At 44.7% G+C, this 21,893-nt stretch carries 21 protein-coding genes; 11 read left to right on the top strand and 10 right to left on the bottom strand.

Translation table 11 applies throughout. The features are described 5' to 3' along the window. Positions 1-14 precede the first annotated feature (14 nt). The 5 genes from ffh to rplS all read left to right on the top strand — a co-directional run bounded on the left by ffh (position 15) and on the right by rplS (position 3,629). Positions 15-1,409 (top strand): signal recognition particle protein, encoded by a 1,395-nt coding sequence (gene ffh / locus L4C44_RS14390; RefSeq protein ID WP_146490618.1) that lies wholly within the window; start codon positions 15-17, stop codon positions 1,407-1,409. A 212-nt stretch (positions 1,410-1,621) separates the two neighbouring features. After that, positions 1,622-1,870, top strand: coding sequence for a 30S ribosomal protein S16 (gene rpsP, locus L4C44_RS14385; RefSeq protein ID WP_004410028.1), 249 nt, complete (start codon positions 1,622-1,624; stop codon positions 1,868-1,870). A gap of 24 nt (positions 1,871-1,894) precedes the next feature. Continuing rightward, on the top strand, positions 1,895-2,449 hold the full coding sequence (gene rimM, locus L4C44_RS14380; protein ID WP_428805290.1) for a ribosome maturation factor RimM: 555 nt from the start codon (positions 1,895-1,897) through the stop codon (positions 2,447-2,449). Positions 2,450-2,475: 26 nt separating this feature from the next. Further along, positions 2,476-3,216 carry a tRNA (guanosine(37)-N1)-methyltransferase TrmD gene (gene trmD / locus L4C44_RS14375; RefSeq protein WP_019826347.1) on the top strand — a complete coding sequence of 247 codons (741 nt, stop codon included), beginning with the start codon at positions 2,476-2,478 and terminating at the stop codon, positions 3,214-3,216. 59 nt (positions 3,217-3,275) lie between these two features. After that, a complete protein-coding gene (gene rplS / locus L4C44_RS14370; protein ID WP_004735514.1) occupies positions 3,276-3,629 on the top strand; it encodes a 50S ribosomal protein L19 in 354 nt (117 codons plus the stop codon). A gap of 322 nt (positions 3,630-3,951) precedes the next feature. Here the strand turns inward: rplS and yacG are convergent, their stop codons facing one another. The 8 genes from yacG to nadC all read right to left on the bottom strand — a co-directional run bounded on the left by yacG (position 3,952) and on the right by nadC (position 11,088). After that, positions 3,952-4,149 (bottom strand): DNA gyrase inhibitor YacG, encoded by a 198-nt coding sequence (gene yacG / locus L4C44_RS14365; protein WP_019823814.1) that lies wholly within the window; start codon positions 4,147-4,149, stop codon positions 3,952-3,954. Positions 4,150-4,229: 80 nt separating this feature from the next. Further along, positions 4,230-4,970 carry a cell division protein ZapD gene (zapD, locus tag L4C44_RS14360; RefSeq protein ID WP_086711973.1) on the bottom strand — a complete coding sequence of 247 codons (741 nt, stop codon included), beginning with the start codon at positions 4,968-4,970 and terminating at the stop codon, positions 4,230-4,232. Between the two features lie 26 nt (positions 4,971-4,996). Continuing rightward, positions 4,997-5,611, bottom strand: coding sequence for a dephospho-CoA kinase (gene coaE / locus L4C44_RS14355; protein ID WP_428805289.1), 615 nt, complete (start codon positions 5,609-5,611; stop codon positions 4,997-4,999). Between the two features lie 2 nt (positions 5,612-5,613). Continuing rightward, positions 5,614-6,483 (bottom strand): prepilin peptidase, encoded by an 870-nt coding sequence (locus tag L4C44_RS14350; RefSeq protein ID WP_428805288.1) that lies wholly within the window; start codon positions 6,481-6,483, stop codon positions 5,614-5,616. Between the two features lie 65 nt (positions 6,484-6,548). Then, entirely contained in the window at positions 6,549-7,778 is a 1,230-nt protein-coding gene (locus L4C44_RS14345) for a type II secretion system F family protein (protein ID WP_428805287.1), read from the bottom strand. 15 nt (positions 7,779-7,793) lie between these two features. Further along, on the bottom strand, positions 7,794-9,479 hold the full coding sequence (pilB, locus tag L4C44_RS14340) for a type IV-A pilus assembly ATPase PilB (protein ID WP_428805286.1): 1,686 nt from the start codon (positions 9,477-9,479) through the stop codon (positions 7,794-7,796). After that, positions 9,479-9,943, bottom strand: coding sequence for a pilin (locus tag L4C44_RS14335; protein ID WP_428805285.1), 465 nt, complete (start codon positions 9,941-9,943; stop codon positions 9,479-9,481). Before L4C44_RS14335 ends, pilB begins: the two co-directional genes overlap by 1 nt. 254 nt (positions 9,944-10,197) lie before the next feature. Next, positions 10,198-11,088 carry a carboxylating nicotinate-nucleotide diphosphorylase gene (gene nadC / locus L4C44_RS14330; RefSeq protein ID WP_285954237.1) on the bottom strand — a complete coding sequence of 297 codons (891 nt, stop codon included), beginning with the start codon at positions 11,086-11,088 and terminating at the stop codon, positions 10,198-10,200. Positions 11,089-11,221: 133 nt separating this feature from the next. Between nadC and ampD the strand changes: the two genes are divergently transcribed. The 5 genes from ampD (at position 11,222) to lpdA (ending at position 19,353) form a co-directional block, all read left to right on the top strand. Next, on the top strand, positions 11,222-11,770 hold the full coding sequence (gene ampD, locus L4C44_RS14325) for a 1,6-anhydro-N-acetylmuramyl-L-alanine amidase AmpD (RefSeq protein WP_489686896.1): 549 nt from the start codon (positions 11,222-11,224) through the stop codon (positions 11,768-11,770). A 483-nt stretch (positions 11,771-12,253) separates the two neighbouring features. Beyond that, the gene (gene pdhR, locus L4C44_RS14320; RefSeq protein ID WP_016768209.1) at positions 12,254-13,015 is read left to right on the top strand and encodes a pyruvate dehydrogenase complex transcriptional repressor PdhR; all 762 of its coding nucleotides are present in this window, start codon (positions 12,254-12,256) and stop codon (positions 13,013-13,015) included. A 62-nt stretch (positions 13,016-13,077) separates the two neighbouring features. Then, positions 13,078-15,741 (top strand): pyruvate dehydrogenase (acetyl-transferring), homodimeric type, encoded by a 2,664-nt coding sequence (gene aceE / locus L4C44_RS14315; RefSeq protein WP_086711966.1) that lies wholly within the window; start codon positions 13,078-13,080, stop codon positions 15,739-15,741. A 26-nt stretch (positions 15,742-15,767) separates the two neighbouring features. Then, complete coding sequence (gene aceF, locus L4C44_RS14310; protein ID WP_327783524.1) at positions 15,768-17,681, top strand: pyruvate dehydrogenase complex dihydrolipoyllysine-residue acetyltransferase; 1,914 nt, start codon at positions 15,768-15,770, stop codon at positions 17,679-17,681. Positions 17,682-17,922: 241 nt separating this feature from the next. Then, on the top strand, positions 17,923-19,353 hold the full coding sequence (gene lpdA / locus L4C44_RS14305) for a dihydrolipoyl dehydrogenase (protein WP_285954239.1): 1,431 nt from the start codon (positions 17,923-17,925) through the stop codon (positions 19,351-19,353). A gap of 193 nt (positions 19,354-19,546) precedes the next feature. Here the strand turns inward: lpdA and L4C44_RS14300 are convergent, their stop codons facing one another. After that, a complete protein-coding gene (locus L4C44_RS14300) occupies positions 19,547-20,152 on the bottom strand; it encodes a LuxR/HapR/OpaR family quorum-sensing transcriptional regulator (RefSeq protein WP_019824386.1) in 606 nt (201 codons plus the stop codon). Positions 20,153-20,489: 337 nt separating this feature from the next. On the opposite strand from L4C44_RS14300, the gene hpt reads away from it, so the two are divergent. Further along, the gene (gene hpt / locus L4C44_RS14295; protein WP_017633235.1) at positions 20,490-21,020 is read left to right on the top strand and encodes a hypoxanthine phosphoribosyltransferase; all 531 of its coding nucleotides are present in this window, start codon (positions 20,490-20,492) and stop codon (positions 21,018-21,020) included. 73 nt (positions 21,021-21,093) lie between these two features. On the opposite strand, the gene can is transcribed toward hpt, so the two are convergent. Beyond that, on the bottom strand, positions 21,094-21,762 hold the full coding sequence (gene can / locus L4C44_RS14290; protein ID WP_428805284.1) for a carbonate dehydratase: 669 nt from the start codon (positions 21,760-21,762) through the stop codon (positions 21,094-21,096). Positions 21,763-21,893: the final 131 nt, after the last annotated feature.

Here is a 21,893-nt window from a genome sequence, read left to right as displayed (position 1 = left end):
GCGAAGAGAAAACTATGTTTGATAATTTAACGGATCGTCTATCCAAAACGCTGAAGAACATCAGCGGTAAAGGTCGTCTGACCGAAGACAATATTAAAGAGACGCTGCGTGAAGTACGTATGGCGCTACTTGAAGCCGACGTTGCACTGCCAGTTGTCCGCGATTTTGTTAAGCGCGTAAAAGAAGGCGCTGTAGGTGTTGAGGTTTCTAAATCTCTAACGCCTGGTCAAGAATTTATTAAGATCGTTCAAGCTGAACTTGAAGCGGTGATGGGTGAGTCTAACGAGGCTCTTAACCTAGCAGCGCAGCCGCCAGCAGTTATCTTAATGGCGGGTCTACAAGGTGCGGGTAAAACTACATCGGTAGGTAAGCTATCTAAGCTTCTAACTGAGCGTGACAAGAAGAAAGTCTTGGTTGTGTCTGCCGACGTTTACCGTCCAGCGGCGATCAAACAGCTTGAAACGTTAGCAAGCGATGTTGGCGTAGACTTCTTCCCATCTTCAGCTGATCAAAAGCCTCTTGATATTGCAAACGCTGCAATCGATCACGCGAAGAAGAAATTCTACGACGTGCTACTTGTCGATACTGCCGGTCGTTTGGCTATCGATGAAGAGATGATGGGCGAGATCAAAGAGCTTCATACTGCAATTAATCCAGTAGAGACACTGTTCGTTGTTGATGCAATGACAGGTCAAGATGCTGCGAACACGGCAAAAGCTTTTGGTGATGCGCTACCACTAACCGGTGTTATCTTGACGAAAGTTGATGGTGATGCGCGTGGTGGTGCTGCTCTGTCTGTTCGTCATATAACAGGCAAACCGATTAAATTCTTAGGTGTTGGTGAAAAGACTGACGCACTAGAACCGTTCCACCCAGATCGTGTTGCTTCTCGTATCTTAGGTATGGGCGACGTACTGTCTCTTATTGAAGACCTACAGAAGAACGTTGATACCGAGAAAGCTGAGAAACTGGCTAAGAAGTTCAAAGAGAAGAAAGGCTTTGACCTTGAAGACTTCCGTGAACAGCTAGGTCAGATGCAAAACATGGGCGGCATGATGGGCATGATGGATAAGCTTCCAGGCATGTCTCAGCTACCAGATAACGTTAAAGATAAAGTTGATGACAAGATGTTCAAGCAGATGGAAGCGATCATCAACTCTATGACTATGAAAGAGCGTCAACGCCCTGATCTAATCAAAGGTTCACGCAAAAAGCGTATTGCCGCTGGTTCTGGTACACAGGTACAAGATGTAAACCGTATGCTTAAGCAGTTCACCCAAATGCAGAAGATGATGAAGAAGATGCAGAAAGGTGGCATGAAAGGCATGATGCGCAACATGCAAGGCATGATGGGCGGTGGTGGAGGTATGGGCGGAATGGGTGGTGGCTTTAACCCGTTTGGTCGATAATCTACAAATGTAAGCTTTAGCTACGTTACTTTTCATAGTGTTAGCCGTGTCACAGAAAGTGTACGGCAGCTATGTTGGTGAAAAAATAGCTAAAGCCCTTGCATTGCACCGGAATAAGAGTAAAATTCCGGGGCTTTAATTTGGCACGAGACCCCAAGCTATTTACTTATACTTGGGGTTAATTATTTTATTAAGAAAGCAAAGAGGACGACATGGTAACCATTCGTTTGGCACGTCACGGTGCAAAGAAGCGCCCATTTTATCAAATCGTAGTTGCGGATAGCCGTAACGCTGCAACTGGCCGTTTCATCGAGAAAGTAGGTTTCTTTAACCCTACTGCTCAAGGTCAAGAAGAAGGTCTACGTCTAGACCTAGATCGTGTTAACCACTGGGTTGGTCAAGGCGCATCTCTATCTGATCGTGTAGCTAAGCTAGTTAAAGACGCTCAAAAAGCGGCTTAATTCTTTTTTAAAGAGAAATAGCTTATGTCGATGAAGGATAAAGAAACTATGAGCGAGCAAAACAATAGAATTGTCATGGGTAAACTTGGGTCTACCTATGGTATTCGTGGCTGGCTTAAAGTGTTCTCCTACACAGACAATGCTGAAAGCATATTTGATTACAGCCCTTGGTATTTAAACCTAAAGGGCAAGTGGGTTGAGTACAAAGTTGAGAGCTGGAAACGTCATGGCCAAGGTTATGTATGTAAGCTAGCGGGATTAGATGTTCGTGAAGACGCGCAACTGATGACTAACTTTGAAATTGCTATTGACCCTGCTTCGTTACCTGAATTGTCAGAAGATGAATTCTACTGGCGCGAATTGTTCGGTATGCAAGTTTTTACCACTAAAGGTTACGACCTTGGTGAGGTCACTGACCTATTAGAAACTGGCTCGAACGATGTTCTAGTAATCAAAGCAAATCTTAAAGATGCTTTTGGCCAAAAGGAACGGTTAGTACCGTACCTTGAAGAGCAAGTGATCAAGAAAGTTGATCGCGAAGCTCGCCGGATCGAAGTTGACTGGGATCCTGGATTCTAACTCCAAATTACAGAGCGAGAGAACACATGTGGGTTGGCATTATTAGCCTTTTTCCTGAAATGTTCCGTTCTGTTACTGATTTTGGAGTAACAGGTCAAGCGGTTAAAAAAGGTCTTTTATCTATTGAGACATGGAATCCTCGTGATTTCACTCATGATAAACATCGCACTGTTGATGACAGACCTTACGGTGGTGGTCCTGGCATGTTAATGATGGTTCAGCCTTTGCGCGACGCTATCAAAACAGCCAAGCAAGCAGCACCGGGAAAGACGAAAGTGATCTATCTTTCACCTCAAGGTCGTAAACTCGACCAGAAAGGTGTTGAAGAGCTGGCAACAAACGAGAATTTACTTCTTATTTGTGGTCGCTACGAAGGGGTAGATGAGCGCATCATTCAATCTGAAGTTGACGAAGAATGGTCGATTGGAGATTTTGTGATGACGGGTGGCGAACTGCCAGCCATGACGCTGATTGATTCAGTATCTCGGTTTGTTCCGGGTGTACTTGGAGATTTCGCTTCAGCAGAAGAAGATTCTTTTGCAAATGGTTTGCTAGATTGTCCCCATTATACGCGCCCTGAGGTGCTAGACGATAAAGATGTGCCATCGGTACTCAAGTCTGGAAACCATAAGGACATTCGTCGCTGGCGATTAAAACAATCGTTGGGCCGAACTTGGCTAAGAAGACCAGAACTCCTGGAAAACCTAGCTCTGACTGACGAACAGGAACAATTACTGGCTGAATTCATTAAAGAGCAACGCTCTTAACGAAAAGCAAGCAGTAACCTATTAAATTTAGTATCAGTTTATTCTAGGAATTTATACAAATGAGCAACATCATCAAGGCTCTTGAAGAAGAGCAACTAAAATCAGACCTTCCTAAATTCGCACCAGGTGACACTGTTGTAGTTCAGGTTAAGGTAAAAGAAGGTGACCGTGAGCGTCTACAGGCTTTCGAAGGCGTTGTAATCGCTATTCGTAACCGTGGTCTACACTCTGCATTCACAGTTCGTAAGATCTCGAACGGTGAAGGCGTAGAGCGTGCGTTCCAAACTCACTCTCCAATGGTTGATAGCATCGAAGTTAAACGCCGTGGTGCAGTACGTCGTGCCAAGTTGTACTACCTACGTGAGCGTTCTGGTAAGTCAGCTCGTATTAAAGAGAAGCTTACTAAGAAGTAATTCTTTTTGCATTCTATCGATAAAAGCGGAGCCATTTGGCTCCGCTTTTTTGTGCCTGCTAGTTAGAGCTTTGAAAGTAAGAGATCCCCAACTCTTTCGTTCCTCACTCTTGGGGATGACGACTGGAAAGTAGGCTTAAATGCAACCGTCATTTCCTAGACTGACGAAGGAGTAGGGAATCTCTTTTGGCAAACACCAAACTATCGGCAATAAAAAAGGATTGACGCAAACGCCAACCCTTTAATCATTTTTCCGAATCTCGAATCTCGAATCTCGAATCTCGAATCTCGAATCTCGAATCTCGAATCTCGAATCTCGAATCTTAGTACTGATCTTCCGACCAACCATCGCTATCAGACATGTCTGGTGCGCCAGCGATGCTGTTTTCTTCGTCTGCCCATTCACCGAAATCAATCATCTGACATTGCTTGCTGCAAAACGGGCGGTGTGGGCTTTGTTCACCCCATTCAACGTCAGTATTACATTGAGGGCATTTAACGATGGTGATTTTCTTCGACATAGTGATTCTTAATTTGAGGGATAATAATAGTGAGTTTAGGCTCGAGTGAGGACTCAAGCCAAACTATAAAAGGAAACTAATTAGGTGCAGATCGCCAATTCAAACTCGATATCTTGAGTACAAGCTTGCCCCGTCTCAAAGCTCATGAACTTAACAGCAAAGCGGTTTTTGTGACCTGAGATCATCGGGTAGGCACCGTATTGCATTGGAATCGAAAGACGAAGGATATTCGCTTCATCGGCATCGCTCTGAAAGAAGCCAGCACGAGCGATTTGCTCTTTAAAGTGCCCTGTTTCCCTGGTGAGCTTCAACCATAGTGTTAGCGCTTCATACAGAGGCTGTAGGCTATCCATCCAAGCTTTAGCATCTCTCATTCTCTTATCGAGCGGAAGGTGCAGCCAATAATGCAGTGCGGGTAAATCAAAGCAGCATGAGCCACCTGGAAGATTAAAGCGTTGGCGAATCGCACTTAGAAAGCGGTCTTCCTTAAGTGATTGCCCGAAACGCTCTGCCTGCATCAGATCACGATAGATGTTACCAATGTCAGTAAGCAATGATGTCAGCATCTCTTGATCGACACCTTCAACATCTAACCAGCTTTTGTAGGTTACACGTTGTTTCTCAATATCTTTTGCGAGTTCGCTCTTGAGTTGGATCTGTTCGAAGATTTCAATCAGATCAAAGATGGAACGGAAAAAGAGTTGATACTGTTGAGCATCGGAAAATGTAGAAGACAAGTGTAGCTGCCTCAAGAGTGATTCGACTCTTAAGTAGATGCGTGTTTTCTCATTTAGAGGATGTTCAAATTTATGGGTGATCATCGAGCAAACCTTCATTCAACATTGTTCTATTCTGACCCATCTACAGCACTGATTGCCAGATACTTTTGATGTAAATCTGTGATTTGAGGCAAAAGTTCTTGGTTTTTAGTATGGTTTTTAATCACGTCATCTGCAACTGCTAAGCGTTGTTCTCTTGAAGCCTGTGATTTTAAAATTGATGCAACTTGTTCCCTAGAAACATTATCACGACTCATCGTTCGTTCTATTTGCACTTCTGCTGGCACATCAACGATTAATACGCGATCGGTCATGCCTTGCATTTGGTTTTCAACCAATAGCGGTGCGACTAATAAACCATACGGGGATGTGATTTTAGACAGGTCACTGTCAATTTTGTCACGGATCATGGGATGAAGAAGACCATTGAGCCACTGCTTCTCTTTAGGATCAGAGAAGATCAGCTCACGCAGCCTGCTGCGGTTGAGTGTTCCATCGTCAAGCAAGATAGACTCACCAAAGTGGTCTGTAATCTGTTTTAAGCCGTCACTGCCCAAAGCGACTACTTCACGTGCCACGATATCAGCATCAACAATATCAATATTAAAGTGTTCATTGAACAGGTTAGCGACGGTGGTTTTGCCACTGGCGATACCACCACTTAATCCGATAATGATTGCCATGGTTAAATTCCTAGTACAGAAGTGAAATACCAGCCCATGATGTCGTTGCCCCACATCAAACTCACCCAACCCGCAATCGCAAGGTAAGGTCCAAATGGAAAGGCTTTATCTATGCCTTGTTGTTTCAAGCGAAGTTGAATCAATCCGAAAACTAAGCCGACAAGTGAGGATAGAAGAATGATCATTGGGAGGTGTTGCCAACCAAGCCAAGCGCCAAGCGCAGCTAATAACTTGAAATCACCGTAACCCATGCCTTCTTTGCCTGTTAACAGCTTGAACAGCCAATAAACCGACCAAAGTGCTAGGTAACCTGCCATTACACCAACCACGGAATCTTGAAGCGATACTGGGCTGATATTAAACAGAGCTAACGCGATACCGGACCAAACTAAAGGTAAGGTAATTTGATCAGGCAACAGCATAGTATCGAGATCGATAAAGGTTGCGGTAATCAATGCAAACGTGAAAAAAATCAAAGCAATAGCGTAGTAACTGAAACCAAAGTGGCTAGCAACCATTGTACAAAGTATTGCGGTAAGCAGTTCGACCAAAGGGTAGCGAGCGCTGATTGGATTGGCACAGCTGTGACACTTACCTTTTAAGAACAACCAGCTTAACACTGGAATATTGTCGACGATTCTTAATTGGGTTTTGCATTTCGGGCAGGTTGAACGAGGAATGCTGAGATTAAACTTTCCCTCTGGTGCTGGAATTTTATATTGAGAGAAATATTCCGAGCACTCTTGTTGCCATTCGCGTTCCATCATAATCGGTAAACGGTGTATGACTACGTTGAGGAAGCTGCCGATAAGAAGGCTAAAAATGAAAGCTAATACGGGGAATAGCCAAGGATAGTAGTGAAATACTTCCATAGTGTCCTTTACCACTTAATCAAAGTGAGCAGAGATTGCTGCTCATGGGTGTTTAGTTGCTTTAACTATCCTAACACACTCATAAGATTAAAGATCGGTAAGTACATCGCAACCACAAGCCCACCAACCACGGTGCCTAAAAACACGATGATCAGTGGCTCTAGAATCTTGCCTAAATTGTCGACAGTGTTGTCTACTTCAAACTCGTAAATCGAGGCGACTTTGTTGAGCATATCATCAAGATTGCCAGACTCTTCACCAATCATCACCATCTGCAACACCATTTCGGGGAAGGCGTTGGTATTACGCATTGCGATATACATCGGCATGCCAGCAGCTGTTTCTCGGTGAACTTCAATGATGGCTGATTCATAATGCAGGTTGCCTGCGGTTTTGGCTGTGGTTTTGAGGCTCATTAAAATCGGAATACCAGAGCTAAAGCTTGTTGATAAGGTTCGGCTAAATTTGGCAATAGAGGCTTTGGCTAATATGCCACCGAGAACAGGAAAACGTAGTCCTAGCCGACTGACAGACAGTCTGATCGAGTGGGAACGCTGACACAGTTGGTAAATAATCAGGACAACAAGTCCGATGCCTGCAGCCGTATAAAAACTGTAAGCCTGCATCCAATGGGAAAGGTAGAGTACTTGTTGAGTGAACCAAGGTAGGTCGGCGCCAAAGCCTGAAAACATCGACTCAAATTCCGGAATCACCATGGTCAGCATTAAATAAGAAACGGTCAGTGCTACCGTGACCACCATGGCAGGATAAATCAGTGCTTTGACGACTTTAGACTTTAACTGCTCGCTTTTTTCTCGATAGGTCGCTAAGCGTTCGAACACTTGTGCGAGGTTGCCGGAGAGTTCGCCTGTCGCGACCAAATCAGTATAGAGGTCATCAAAGTGACGACTTGCAGTTCGCATCGCTTTTGAGATTGGCGTGCCGGCTTCTACACCTTTGCATATGTGCGATAAAATCGATTTCATTTCTGCTTTGCGGTGATTGTCTGAGACCAACTTGATGGCTTGCACGATAGGCACGCCAGTAGCCAGCATGGTAGCGAGCTGCCGAGTTAAAATAGTGATGTCCTTGGCTTTGACTCTATGGGTTAAACGAGTGACGGCTGAGATGCTTTTCTTTTTGATTTTCTTAATCTGAATGTGCTGCTCTTTGAGCTTTTCTCGTACTTCCAATTCGGTGAGCGCTAAGGTCTGCCCAGACACTTTCTTGCCTGAGCTATTAATGCCTTTCCAGTGATAGCTTTTTAATTGTGATTGTTTGGACTTGCTACTCATTGGTGCTCCATTCGGTTATAGGTACAGAACACGTTGCAGTTCTTGATAGCTGGTGGTGCCTTCAAGCAATTTATCTAGCCCTGACTCTTGCAGAGTTCTCATGCCTTCTCGACGCGCGAGATCTTCAATCGCTAGCGCATTGGGTTGACTGATAAGGCTGGTCTTGAGCTTGTCGGTAAAAGGCATCACTTCATAGATACCCACTCGGCCTGAGTATCCCTGATTACATTCATTACACCCTTGGGGATTAGCTTTGTAGATGGTTCGGCTGTTAGGAATCGAGTGACGCAGAAATATGTCCGGTGAGTCGTCAACTTCTTTGCAATGGTTGCACAATCGTCTTGCTAGTCGTTGAGCGATAATCAAACTCAGTGATGAAGCTAGGTTAAAGGGTTCTATCCCCATATGAGCGAGTCGAGTCACGGTTTCCGCTGCAGAGTTAGTGTGCAGTGTCGAAAGCACTAAGTGACCAGTTTGCGATGCTTTGATCGCTATCTCTGCGGTTTCTAAGTCGCGGATCTCTCCAACCATTACCACATCGGGATCTTGTCGTAAAAATGATCGCAGCGCCTCAGCAAATCCAAAGTCGATCTTAGGTGTCACTTGTACCTGATTGATACCACATAGGTTAATTTCCACCGGGTCTTCAGCTGTTGAGATGTTGCGTTCCGTAGTGTTTAGCACTCTAAGGCCAGTATAAAGGGAGACGGTTTTTCCGCTGCCAGTGGGCCCTGTCATTAAGATCATCCCTTGTGGGCGTTTTAGCGCATTGAGATAGAGTGCTTTTTGGTCTTCGCTATAACCGAGCTTGTCGATATCGAGGTTGGCAGCGCTGCTATCAAGCAGTCGCAGTACTATTTTTTCTCCCCATAAAGTTGGTAGTGTAGATACACGCATATCAATTGCTAGGTCGTCATTCAGGCGCAGTTTTATACGTCCATCTTGAGGTAGGCGACGTTCGGCAATATCAAGCTTGGCGAGTATTTTAAGACGAGCAGATAAACGGCGACTTAAATGGGAAGCGGGTTGCTGTATTTCAACAAGGATGCCATCACAACGCAGGCGCACTCGGTAGTGTTCTTCATAGGGCTCAAAGTGGATATCTGATGCACCTTTGCGTACCGCATCAACCAGTATTTGATTAATAAAGCGACTGACAGGGGAGTCATCTTGACTGAGATCTTCAATCGACGCTATCTCGTCGTCAGAGACATCAACAAGATTGGCGAGTTCATCTTGAGTGATCTCTTTGCGTTTAGAATCTTGCCCGGAAATAGATCGGCCATACAGTTTTCTTATTGCCCCTTCTAATTCGGAGTGGTTGGCGACAACCGATTCGATCTGTAATCCTGTCGCAAATCGAAAGTCATCTTCCGCTTGTAAATCGGTCGGGTCAGCAGAGGCGAGTGTGAGAGTCGAGCTAGAGACTGAAATCGGGATAGCACGATACTTGGTGATTAGCTCGCGAAGCCCTAATTGGTCGCACAGGACTTCATAATCAACATTGGCAAGCTGTACTAACGGCAAACCGAAAATGGTTTTTATGTTGTTTGCTAAGGAATCACCTGTGAAGAGCTCAAGAACGAGCAGAGCTTCAGGTGTCGAAACACCGGAAGCTTGTACGTGTTCCGCCACGGCTTGTTCTTGAGTCAGGCTAAGTAAGCCAGCCTGACGAAGAACGGTTGGGAGATTGGTTAGCACTATTTACAGTTTTTCGGTAATAAATCGTCAGTTACAGGAGTCGCTGTTGTTCCTTTACACTCCCAAGCTCCATCTTGTGCTCTGGACAGCGCAAATTTCTTATTTACTAAAAGAGTGCTAACGCCTGCACTAGCAAAAGTAAATGTAATTGTCCCTACACCAGCTGAACTTCCTTTAGCAAATGCTATCGTTCCTGATGGGATTGATGATGGGACTCCGAGATCATCTTCGGTTTGCCCACTAGTAGAACCATCTGGGAAGCTTCCATTTTCGACAGAATAAGCTTCAACATTTGTTTTTATTCCTGTTGCAGTAGCAAGAGCGGAAGCAACCTCAGCCTTAGCTACATACTTTTGATATTGAGGAATTGCAATCGCAGAAAGGACACCTATTACAGCCACTACAATCATCAATTCAATCAGCGTGAAACCTTTCTGATTTGTTCTTTTGTTCTGGTTATTCATTCTTCTCATTCCATTCTTTAGTTTGTTTCAGTGCAGGCACTGGTTGATGGAAAGAATAGAAGTCGAGATGTGGAAGTGGAATGGCGTTCAGGTGCGGTCGCGAGTGGTTTAGTATTTATTAGTGCAGTGTTTCATATAGCACGCAAATTTATGCGATCAACTTAAATAACTGCTTGAAATACTGATAATTAAGGCAATAAAAGAGGCACTGCTATCAACAGTGCCCTTAGGGAAACTATTTACTATTCAGTAAATTACGCTTTGAATCTCATTGATAGATCCATGGCTTTAAGGTGTTTAGTTAACGCGCCTACAGAGATGTAATCAACACCCGTTTCAGCGAACTCAGCGATGGTATCTAGCGTCACGTTACCAGAGTTTTCTAGTGCTGCACGTCCAGCGTTGATTTTAACTGCTTCACGCATCATATCTGTGGTGAAGTTGTCTAGCATGATGATGTCTGCGCCAGCGCTGATCGCTTGCTCTAGTTCTGCTAGGCTTTCCGTTTCTACTTCCACAGGTTTACCAGGGTTTAGCTCTTTTGCTGTAGAGATAGCTTTCTCAATGCCACCACAAGCGATGATGTGGTTTTCTTTGATTAGGTAAGCGTCGAAAACACCGATACGGTGGTTGAAGCCACCGCCACACGCTACAGCGTATTTTAGTGCACTACGTAGACCAGGGATAGTTTTACGAGTATCTAACAGACGGCACTCTGTGTGTTTGATTTTGTCTGCGTAGATAGCTGTTGCCGTCGCACAACCAGACAGTGTTTGAATGAAGTTCATTGCGTTACGCTCACCCGTTAATAACGCGCGTGCTGGGCCTGTTAGTGTGCAAAGCGTTTGGTTTGGTTCAACCTTGTCGCCATCTTCGACGTTCCACTCGATAGTCACTTCACCGCCCAGTTGCTTAAACACTTCATCAGCCCAAGCTTTACCACAGAACACGCCGTGCTCACGGGTAATGATGGTGGCACTGTTGACTGCGTCTGCAGGGATTAGACTTGCCGTAATATCAGCCGCTGGATCTAACGTTCCACCTAGATCTTCTTTGATGGTCTCAGCGACTGCACGAGTGATCTCTAGAGGCAGTTGCTGTTTTAAGTAGTCAAGGCGTTGGTGGCTGTTATGTGTGTTTTTCATCGCAAATCTAATCTTGAAAGGGAGTGGGAATGGAATGATACTCTTGCTTAACTTCAAATTAAAGAGGCTAGCGCGACTGCTCTATGGGCAAGGTCACAATCTATGTGCTGGCAAAAAAGAAAGTGAGACCAAGATGACGATCTGCTCCAATGGATGGTACGACAACGCTCGGCATGTTCCTTCCCCATATTTTGATACAAGACCAAGTGTCGATGATATCTCTCTGCTGGTGGTTCACAATATTAGTTTGCCTCCGGGTCAATTTGGTGGGCCTTACATCGAACAGTTTTTTACAGGTAAGCTAGACCCGTCAGCACACCCATTTTTTAAGGTGATTCACCAAATGGGCGTATCAGCACACTGCTTAATTCGTCGTGATGGTGAGGTTGTTCAGTTTGTTTCGTTTCTTGACCGTGCTTGGCATGCTGGTCAGTCGAGCTTTGCAGGTAGAGAGCGGTGTAATGATTACTCGATTGGTATTGAACTGGAAGGCAGTGACTTTGTCGCCTATACAGAGCAGCAGTATCAAGCCTTGACTGAGCTAACGGAAAAACTGGTATCAAGCTTTCCTCAGATCACTAATGAACGTATCACTGGCCATCAATACATAGCACCTTTACGCAAAACAGACCCAGGTTTGGTCTTCGACTGGACAAAATTTAAAGGCAAATCGCGCTTCTAATTCCTCATATTCTTCATGGCTCTGCCAATTACAGAGCCTTGCTTAATCAACGTTTAGCATAACCACTTGTGAATTTTTGTTGTTGCTATGTAAAGAAAGTGGTGGAGGGAAGAGCAGCAATAAACCAAGAGTGTGACGAGCTTATCAAACGCCCATTTGTTAAAGGTTATGAACAGGATTTCCATCCTAAATGTGCGTTTGGTTTGATTTTTAAACAAGTGACACTAATCTTTCTGAAACAATTCATTTTTATCCTGAAATTTTCTAGCACGAAACCTCCCCAAAAGTATTAGTCCTGTAAATGGTAAGACCAATTTGGTTGCCGTTTTAAATTTCATTTGTTAAGTCACGGTTAATTCACCCTGCATTCTATGATGCAGGTCAATTTTACACTGGACAGTAGCGTTTTAATTATGTTAATTTCTGCCCAACTTAAAATTGGTATTACCAATTGTCAGCGAAGAAAAAGAAGAACAACAAACTATGGCTTATCAAAGGATTCGTCAGCCAAAACTCTCCGATGTTATCGAACAAGAGTTAGAAAGGTTGATAGTGGAAGGAACACTGGCTCCTGGGCAGCAGCTGCCGCCTGAGCGCGAACTGGCGAAACAGTTCGATGTGTCTCGTCCTTCAATCCGAGAAGCGATACAACGTTTAGAAGCAAAACGCTTGCTTACTCGCCGTCAAGGTGGGGGGACGTTTGTTAGCGAAAATATCTGGAAAAGCTTTTCAGATCCTTTGCTTAATTTGTTGTCCTCCCATTCTGAAACCCAACTAGACTTGTTGGAATCGCGTCACGCGATGGAAGGGATTTCGGCTTACTTCGCGGCATTGCGTGGCACTGATGAAGACTTTGCTCGTATTCAAGCATGCCAAGAAAAGATTCATGGCGCGCAAGATAAAGGTGATATTGAAGCCGAATCAGCAGCGGTGATGGCTTTTCTTATTGCTTTAACAGAGGCCGCGCACAATGTGGTGTTATTACACATTGTTCGTAGTTTGGCTCCGTTACTCGAACAAAACGTCTTAGAGAATTTAAAGCTGTTGCATCGTCGTAAAGACGTTGTGGAGAAAGTGAGTATACATCGAGCTAACATTGTAGATGCGATCGTTTCAGGACAGCCAGAACAGGCGCGTGAAATGTCACACTCTCATTTAGCTTATATCGAAGAAACATTGCTGGATTTGACCAAAGAAGAATCGCGCCGCGAACGTTCTTTACGTCGAATTCAACAGGGTAAATAGCCGTAATACTTCGGCTTTTTACGTGTTTAGTAGAATCCAACTAACAAAAAGGATAGATCGCCATGTCTGACATGAAGCATGACGTTGATGCTCTGGAAACTCAAGATTGGTTAGAAGCTCTTGAGTCAGTAGTACGTGAAGAAGGTGTAGAACGTGCACAGTTTTTACTAGAACAAGTTCTAGATAAAGCGCGTTTAGATGGTGTTGATATGGCTACAGGCATCAACACAAACTACATCAACACAATTCCAGCAGCACAAGAGCCAGCTTACCCTGGTGACGTAACTCTTGAGCGTCGTATTCGTTCGATTATTCGCTGGAACGCAATCATGATCGTATTGCGCGCTTCTAAGAAAGACCTAGACCTTGGTGGTCACATGGCTTCTTACCAGTCAGCAGCAGCGTTCTACGAAGTATGTTTCAACCACTTCTTCCGTGCTCCAAACGAGACTGACGGTGGCGATCTAGTTTACTACCAAGGTCACATCTCTCCAGGTATCTACTCTCGTGCATTCGTTGAAGGTCGTCTAACTGAAGAGCAGCTAGATAACTTCCGTCAAGAAGTTGATGGTAAAGGTATCCCTTCTTACCCGCACCCTAAACTGATGCCTGAGTTCTGGCAGTTCCCTACAGTATCTATGGGTCTAGGTCCGATCTCTGCGATCTACCAAGCTCGTTTCCTTAAGTACCTAGAAGGCCGTGGTCTTAAAGATACTTCCGCGCAACGCGTATACGCGTTCCTAGGCGACGGTGAGATGGATGAGCCAGAATCACGTGGTGCTATCTCTTTCGCTGCGCGTGAGAAGCTAGATAACCTATGTTTCCTAATCAACTGTAACCTACAGCGTCTAGATGGCCCTGTAATGGGTAACGGTAGCATCATCCAAGAACTTGAAGGCCTATTTAAAGGTGCAGGTTGGAACGTTGTTAAAGTTATCTGGGGTAGCAACTGGGATTCTCTACTAGCTAAAGACACTACTGGTAAGCTTCTTCAACTAATGAACGAAACTATCGATGGTGACTACCAGACATTCAAATCTAAAGATGGCGCATACGTACGTGAGCACTTCTTTGGTAAGTACCCAGAAACAGCAGCACTAGTTGCAGACATGACTGACGACCAGATCTTCGAACTGAAGCGTGGTGGTCACGATTCTTCTAAGCTGTTCGCTGCATTTAACAATGCAAAAGAGACAGGTGGCAAACCAACAGTAATCCTAGCTAAAACAGTTAAAGGTTACGGCATGGGTGAAGCTGCAGAAGGTAAGAACATCGCTCACGGTGTTAAGAAGATGGACATGACTCACGTACAATACCTACGTGACCGTCTAGGTCTACAAGATCTACTTTCTGATGAGAAAGTATCTGAGCTTCCTTACCTGACTTTGGAAGAAGGTTCTGCTGAGTACGAATACTTACATGCTCGTCGTAAAGCCCTACAAGGTTACACGCCAGCACGTCTGCCTAAGTTCACTCAAGAATTCAAAGTTCCTGAGCTCGACGCATTCGCACCTCTACTAGGTGAACAGAAGCGTGATATCTCTACAACTATGGCTTATGTACGTACGCTAAACATCCTACTGAAAGACAAAAACATTGGTAAGAACATCGTTCCTATCATCTGTGATGAAGCTCGTACATTCGGTATGGAAGGTCTATTCCGTCAGGTTGGTATCTACAACCCACACGGTCAAGAATACACACCTGAAGATAAAGGCATCGTTTCTTACTACAAAGAAGCAACGTCTGGTCAAGTACTTCAAGAAGGTATCAACGAGCTAGGTTCTATGGCTTCATGGGTTGCAGCTGCAACTTCATACAGCACGAACGACCTACCAATGATCCCGTTCTACATCTACTACTCAATGTTCGGTTTCCAACGTATTGGTGACATGGCATGGCTAGCAGGTGACCAACAAGCTCGTGGCTTCCTACTAGGTGCTACAGCTGGTCGTACAACACTGAACGGTGAAGGTCTACAGCACGAAGATGGTCACTCGCACATTCAAGCGAACACGATCCCTAACTGTATCTCTTACGACCCAACGTTCGCTTACGAGCTAGCAGTAATCATGCAAGACGGTATCCGTCGCATGTACGGTCCTGAGCAAGAGAACGTTTACTACTACCTAACAGTAATGAACGAGAACTACGCAATGCCAGCAATGCCAGAAGGCGCTGAAGAAGGCATCCGTAAGGGTATCTACAAGCTTGAATCTCACGCTGGTGCTAAGGGCAAAGTTCAACTAATGAGCTCTGGTACTATCATGAACGAAGCGCGTAAAGCAGCTGAAATTCTAAGCGAAGAGTACGGCGTAGCATCTGACGTATTCTCAGTAACGTCGTTCAACGAACTAACTCGTGACGGCCAAGCGGTAGAGCGTGACAACATGCTTCACCCAGAAGCTGAAGAGAAAGTACCGTACATCACAACTGTTCTTGGTAAAGAACCTGCAATCGCAGTGACTGACTACATGAAGAACTACGCTGAGCAAGTACGTGCGTACATGCCAACTGAGTCTTACAAAGTACTTGGTACAGATGGTTTCGGCCGCTCTGATAGCCGTGCAAACCTACGTCGTCACTTCGAAGTTAACGCTGGCTACATCGTAGTTGCAGCTCTAACTGAACTGGCTAAACGTGGTGACATCGAGAAATCAGTAGTTGTTGAAGCAATTGCTAAGTTCGATATCGACACTGAAAAAACTAACCCGCAATACGCATAAGACTGGCATTAAGGTAGGTAAATACAATGACAATCGAAATTAATGTACCAGACATCGGTGCTGACGAGGTTGAAGTAACTGAGATTCTTGTAAACGTTGGCGACAAGGTTGAAGAAGAGCAGTCACTGATTACTGTTGAAGGCGACAAAGCTTCAATGGAAGTTCCAGCGTCTCAAGCGGGTATCGTTAAAGAAATCAAAGTAGCAGAAGGCGATTCTGTTTCTACTGGTTCTCTTATCATGATCTTCGAAGCGGAAGGTGCTGCAGCAGCACCGGCTGCGCCAGCAGTTGAAGCGGCGGCACCAGTTGCTGCAGCTCCTGCAGCGGCAGCCCCTTCTGTTGCGAACGAACTGAAAGAAGTTCACGTACCAGATATCGGCGGTGATGAAGTTGAAGTAACTGAAATCATGGTTGCTATCGGTGATGCAGTAGAAGAAGAGCAATCTCTTCTTACTGTTGAAGGTGACAAGGCTTCAATGGAAGTTCCTGCACCATTCGCTGGTACAGTAAAAGAAATCAAGATCGCTTCTGGTGACTCAGTATCTACTGGTTCTCTAGTAATGGTATTCGAAGTGGCTGGTTCAGCACCTGCAGCAGCTCCAGCTCCTGCGGCGGCAGCGCCAGTTGCAGCGGCTCCAGCAGCATCTGCAGAGAAAGAAGTAAACGTTCCTGATATCGGTGGCGACGAAGTAGAAGTTACTGAAATCATGGTAGCGGTTGGCGATACAGTAGAAGAAGAGCAATCTCTAATTACTGTTGAAGGCGACAAAGCTTCAATGGAAGTTCCTGCACCATTCGCTGGTACAGTAAAAGAGATCAAGATTGCAGCTGGCGACAAAGTGTCAACTGGCTCTCTAATCATGACTTTCGTTGTGGCCGGCACTCCGGTTGAAGGCGCAGCTCCTGTTGCAGCACCTGCACAAGCAGCAGCTCCAGCGGCGGCACCTGCTCCTAAAGCTGAAGCACCTGCAGCGGCTCCAGCTGGTGGCGACTTCCAAGAGAACGGTGACTACGCGCACGCTTCTCCAGTTGTTCGTCGTCTTGCTCGTGAATTTGGCGTTAACCTTTCTAAGGTTAAAGGTACTGGTCGTAAGAGCCGTATCCTTAAAGAAGACGTTCAGTCTTACGTTAAAGATGCACTTAAGCGTCTAGAGTCTGGTGCAGCAGCATCTGGCAAAGGCGGCGACGGTTCTGCTCTTGGTCTACTACCATGGCCAAAAGTTGACTTCAGCAAGTTCGGCGAAACTGAAGTTCAGAAGCTTTCTAAGATCAAGAAGATCTCTGGCGCTAACCTACACCGTAACTGGGTAATGATTCCTCACGTTACACAGTGGGATAACGCAGACATCACTGAGCTAGAAGCATTCCGTAAAGAACAGAACGCAATCGAAGCGAAGAAAGACACTGGCATGAAGATCACTCCACTTGTGTTCATCATGAAAGCTGTTGCTAAAGCGCTAGAAGCATTCCCAGCGTTTAACTCTTCTCTTTCTGAAGATGGCGAAAGCATCATTCTTAAGAAGTACGTAAACGTGGGTATCGCTGTTGATACACCAAACGGTCTAGTTGTTCCTGTATTCAAAGACGTGAACAAGAAAGGCATTTACGAGCTATCTGAAGAGCTAATGGCTGTTTCTAAGAAAGCACGTTCTGGTAAGCTAACAGCGGCAGACATGCAAGGCGGTTGTTTCACAATCTCTAGCCTTGGTGGTATTGGCGGTACTGCATTTACTCCAATCGTAAATGCTCCAGAAGTAGGTATCCTAGGTGTATCTAAGTCTGAAATTAAGCCAGTTTGGAACGGTAAAGAGTTCCAACCACGTCTACAGCTTCCACTGTCTCTATCATACGACCACCGTGTGATCGATGGTGCTGAAGGTGCACGCTTCATTACTTTCCTAAACAGCGCACTATCTGACATTCGTCGTCTAGTACTGTAATTGAGAAAGTAATTATTAAGGTGGCTTTCGGGTCACCTTAATTCTTTATATAAAGACTATTTTTAGAGAACAGTTTCCCGCATTTCTCATAAAGCGGAAGGGAATTGTTGTCTAGCTCACAGGCTAACTTAAAGCTACTTTCACACTGTTAACATCTCTGTAAAATGTTTCCTGTTTGAAAGCCCAATAATTTAAGAACATCTACTCAGCCTGTTAGGGATAATGACTACAAGAGGTCACAATGAGCAAAGAAATTAAAGCCCAAGTTGTTGTACTTGGTTCAGGTCCTGCTGGTTACTCAGCGGCATTCCGTTGTGCGGATTTAGGTCTAGAAACAGTACTAGTTGAACGTTACAGCACTCTTGGTGGTGTATGTCTAAACGTTGGTTGTATTCCATCAAAAGCACTTCTTCACGTTTCTAAAGTAATCGAAGAAGCTAAAGCGATGGCAGAGCACGGCGTTGTATTCGGCGAGCCACAAACGGACATCAGCAAGATCCGTATCTGGAAAGAAAAAGTAGTAGACCAACTAACTGGCGGTCTTGGCGGTATGGCTAAGATGCGTAACGTGACTGTTGTTAACGGTTTCGGTAAGTTCACAGGTCCTAACAGCATTCTTGTTGAAGGCGAAGGCGAAGCAACAACGGTTAACTTCGACAACGCAATCATTGCTGCGGGTTCTCGCCCAATCAAGCTTCCTTTCATCCCACATGAAGACCCACGTATTTGGGATTCTACGGATGCACTTGAGCTAAACGAAGTTCCTGAGAAACTGCTTATCATGGGCGGTGGTATCATCGGTCTTGAAATGGGTACGGTTTACCACTCTCTAGGTTCTAAAGTAGACGTAGTTGAGATGTTCGACCAAGTTATCCCTGCTGCGGATAAAGACATCGTTAAAGTCTTCACTAAGCGTATTAAAAACAAGTTCAAGCTAATGCTTGAAACTAAAGTAACAGCAGTTGAAGCGAAAGAAGACGGTATCTACGTTTCAATGGAAGGCAAAAAAGCACCAGCTGAAGCTGAGCGTTACGATGCTGTTCTTGTTGCTATCGGTCGTGTTCCAAACGGTGCACTTATCGACGCTGAAAAAGCAGGTATCGAAGTTGATGAGCGTGGCTTCATCAATGTTGATAAGCAAATGCGTACAAACGTTCCTCACATCCATGCGATCGGTGACGTTGTTGGTCAACCAATGCTTGCTCACAAAGGTGTGCATGAAGGTCACGTAGCTGCTGAAGTTATCTCTGGTAAGAAGCACTACTTCGACCCTAAAGTAATCCCATCAATTGCGTACACTGAGCCAGAAGTTGCTTGGGTAGGTAAGACTGAGAAAGAAGCGAAAGCGGAAGGCCTAAACTACGAAGTTGCTACTTTCCCTTGGGCTGCTTCTGGTCGTGCAATTGCTTCTGACTGTGCAGACGGTATGACTAAGATGATCTTCGATAAAGAGACTCATCGCGTAATCGGTGGTGCTGTTGTTGGTACTAACGGTGGTGAACTTCTTGGTGAAATTGGCCTAGCAATCGAAATGGGTTGTGACGCAGAAGATATCGCTCTTACTATCCACGCTCACCCAACTCTACACGAGTCTGTTGGTCTAGCTGCGGAAGTATTCGAAGGTTCAATCACTGACCTTCCAAACAAGAAAGCAGTGAAAAAGAAGAAGTAATTCTTTTTTAGCCACTCGCTAATGTTTTTAAAAGCCGCTGATTCGTCAGCGGCTTTTTTATGTCTAAAGAAAAGAGCAGAAACATTTCACTTCGAGATGCGAGTACGCTGCGCTTCGGGATGCGAAGAGCGACTACACTCCACAAAAAAAGGGCTGACCCATTAGGCCAGCCCTTTAACAATTTATCTCGAATCTACTTATAGATGCACAGCATGTTTAGGTAGCTATCGGTTAAGCTTGAAAGTTCTTCTGGCGTTTCCACACGTTTCGCTTGAATGAACAGCGAGTAGCAGATGCCGTGGAATAGGTTCGCTAGATGTTTAGGGTCGTGATCGTCACAAACTTCGCCGCGCTCAATTGCTTTGCTAAACATGTTTTGTACTAACATTTGGTTGGTGCGGTTAGTTGTTACGAACAGTGGCCATACTTCATCACGAGTTGAAGCGCTCCATTCGAACCATACGTTTAACCAATGGCTATCTTGAGCCACTAACGTCACCATTTCAGTCGCAATATTATGTAGGTTTTGTTTTGCGTGAATATCCAGATCGATATTGTCTGAAAGGAAGTTAGAGAATTGGCGTACAACGTGATTTAGCACTTCATCAACCAGATCTTCACGGGTAGGGAAGTAGTTAAATACGGTTGCTACAGACACCTGAGCGATGTCTGCAATATCAGCGTGTCCACCACGACCGATACCGCGGCGAGAGAATACCTCAAGAGCGATTTCCATCAATTGAAGTTTTCTTTTTAAAGGTGAAAGCCTAGTTCTAGGTCTCTTAGATATTGAGTCCATTTTGTTTTCCTTGCCAACGAAATTTTTATATTAATGATTTTATTATTATTTAAGCCAAGATGAGTGTAATGGTGCATATGCGAATGGTCAATCCTTTCAGCTTGTTTTATAGACAGTTACATCAAACTTGATACATAAAGCGTGATCAGCATTGATGTGAAAGGAGACGAGTATTGGATAAGGCACCAGCGCACATTTCATTGAGAATCTGACAGTAAATTCGAACCATAAGGTGGTGTGGGTATTTGAGCAGTGCTAGACTTACGCACAAAATTGAGCGACACAACTGACGAAACTGTCAACATTCGTCGCAATCACCAAATAAAATGAGAGCAGTATGAAGCATACAGTTGAAGTCATGATCTCTGAGCAAGAAGTTCAGGATCGAGTGAACGAACTAGGCAAACAGATCACGGAACACTACAAGGGTAGTGAAGATCTAGTTTTAGTTGGCTTATTGCGTGGATCTTTTGTCTTTATGGCGGATCTTGCTCGTGCTATCGATTTAACTCACCAAGTTGATTTCATGACCGCGTCTAGCTACGGCAACGGCATGGAAAGCTCACGTGATGTTCGTATTTTGAAAGACCTTGATGATGATATCCAAGGTAAAGATGTTCTACTTGTAGAAGATATTATCGATACGGGTAACACGCTGACTAAAGTGAAAGAGATTCTAAGCCTACGTGGTCCTAAGTCTATCGAAATTTGTACGCTATTAGACAAACCTTCTCGCCGTGAAGTGACTGTAGATACAAAGTGGATTGGTTTTGAAATCCCAGATGAGTTCGTTGTTGGTGTTGGTATCGACTACGCACAAAAATATCGTCACCTACCATACATCGGTAAGGTAGTACCTCAAGAGTAATCATTACGCTTGTCGGTTAGAAGTCATTAAAAAGCCCGCATATGCGGGCTTTTTGTATTTATTACGGAAGGGGCTAGCTTTGTTGACTAAGCAGAGGCGTTGTTAAGATCTTATTTAATGCCTCTAAGTGACTGTTCTCTAGGGTATCGTTACTCGAGCAACGTACGCCAAGGTCTTGTAACTTGCCATCGCCAATGCCGTAAACCACACCGTGGATTTCAACCTCTTGGCCTCTCTCCCATGCGTTTTGCATAATGGTTGAGTTACCTAGGTTATAAACCTGTTCTGCGACGTTAATCTCGCACAGTTTGTCACCCCATTGCTCACGAGGAAGCCCTTCGATCTGCTTACGGTATTTTAGGTAATTGTCGCGGATGTGAAGTAACCAGTTATTGATTAGACCAAGTTTAGGGTTATCAATCGCCGCGTTAACACCGCCACAACCGTAGTGGCCACAAACAATAATGTGTTTAACTTTGAGTACATCGACCGCGTACTGCACAACAGACAGGCAGTTTAGGTCGGTATGAACCACTTGGTTAGCAACGTTTCGATGAACAAACAGTTCGCCAGAATACAAACCAGTGAGACGCTCGGCCGGTACACGGCTATCAGAGCAGCCGATCCATAGGAAACCAGGGTTTTGACCCTCTTCAAGCGTTGTAAAATACTCTGGTCGCTCTGAGCGAATTTCTTCTGACCATTTAGAGTTGTTTTCAAAAAGCTGTTTAATCTCTGGCATTTTGCGTCTTACATCCCTTAATTAAGAATCTCAACTATACACAATGTTACAAATTCAATCTCGTAAAAACTGTGTCAAATAGTACTCATCTGACGTGTACTAGTCGTTAAAATCATTAACTTAGTGTAGAA

The sequence above is a fragment of the Vibrio satsumensis genome (genome assembly GCF_050337435.1).
GTDB lineage: Bacteria > Pseudomonadota > Gammaproteobacteria > Enterobacterales > Vibrionaceae > Vibrio > Vibrio satsumensis.
This window is presented reverse-complemented; position numbering and strand designations above follow the sequence as displayed.

What these genes read in the sequence shown, in the direction of transcription:
- ffh (WP_146490618.1), top strand. Translation starts at nt 15, where the DNA reads ATGTTTGATAATTTAACGGATCGTCTATCCAAAACGCTGAAGAACATC.
- rpsP (WP_004410028.1), top strand. Translation starts at nt 1,622, where the DNA reads ATGGTAACCATTCGTTTGGCACGTCACGGTGCAAAGAAGCGCCCATTT.
- rimM (WP_428805290.1), top strand. Translation starts at nt 1,895, where the DNA reads ATGTCGATGAAGGATAAAGAAACTATGAGCGAGCAAAACAATAGAATT.
- trmD (WP_019826347.1), top strand. Translation starts at nt 2,476, where the DNA reads ATGTGGGTTGGCATTATTAGCCTTTTTCCTGAAATGTTCCGTTCTGTT.
- rplS (WP_004735514.1), top strand. Translation starts at nt 3,276, where the DNA reads ATGAGCAACATCATCAAGGCTCTTGAAGAAGAGCAACTAAAATCAGAC.
- yacG (WP_019823814.1), bottom strand. Translation starts at nt 4,149, where the DNA reads ATGTCGAAGAAAATCACCATCGTTAAATGCCCTCAATGTAATACTGAC.
- zapD (WP_086711973.1), bottom strand. Translation starts at nt 4,970, where the DNA reads ATGATCACCCATAAATTTGAACATCCTCTAAATGAGAAAACACGCATC.
- coaE (WP_428805289.1), bottom strand. Translation starts at nt 5,611, where the DNA reads ATGGCAATCATTATCGGATTAAGTGGTGGTATCGCCAGTGGCAAAACC.
- L4C44_RS14350 (WP_428805288.1), bottom strand. Translation starts at nt 6,483, where the DNA reads ATGGAAGTATTTCACTACTATCCTTGGCTATTCCCCGTATTAGCTTTC.
- L4C44_RS14345 (WP_428805287.1), bottom strand. Translation starts at nt 7,778, where the DNA reads ATGAGTAGCAAGTCCAAACAATCACAATTAAAAAGCTATCACTGGAAA.
- L4C44_RS14335 (WP_428805285.1), bottom strand. Translation starts at nt 9,943, where the DNA reads ATGAATAACCAGAACAAAAGAACAAATCAGAAAGGTTTCACGCTGATT.
- nadC (WP_285954237.1), bottom strand. Translation starts at nt 11,088, where the DNA reads ATGAAAAACACACATAACAGCCACCAACGCCTTGACTACTTAAAACAG.
- ampD (WP_489686896.1), top strand. Translation starts at nt 11,222, where the DNA reads ATGACGATCTGCTCCAATGGATGGTACGACAACGCTCGGCATGTTCCT.
- pdhR (WP_016768209.1), top strand. Translation starts at nt 12,254, where the DNA reads ATGGCTTATCAAAGGATTCGTCAGCCAAAACTCTCCGATGTTATCGAA.
- aceE (WP_086711966.1), top strand. Translation starts at nt 13,078, where the DNA reads ATGTCTGACATGAAGCATGACGTTGATGCTCTGGAAACTCAAGATTGG.
- aceF (WP_327783524.1), top strand. Translation starts at nt 15,768, where the DNA reads ATGACAATCGAAATTAATGTACCAGACATCGGTGCTGACGAGGTTGAA.
- lpdA (WP_285954239.1), top strand. Translation starts at nt 17,923, where the DNA reads ATGAGCAAAGAAATTAAAGCCCAAGTTGTTGTACTTGGTTCAGGTCCT.
- L4C44_RS14300 (WP_019824386.1), bottom strand. Translation starts at nt 20,152, where the DNA reads ATGGACTCAATATCTAAGAGACCTAGAACTAGGCTTTCACCTTTAAAA.
- hpt (WP_017633235.1), top strand. Translation starts at nt 20,490, where the DNA reads ATGAAGCATACAGTTGAAGTCATGATCTCTGAGCAAGAAGTTCAGGAT.
- can (WP_428805284.1), bottom strand. Translation starts at nt 21,762, where the DNA reads ATGCCAGAGATTAAACAGCTTTTTGAAAACAACTCTAAATGGTCAGAA.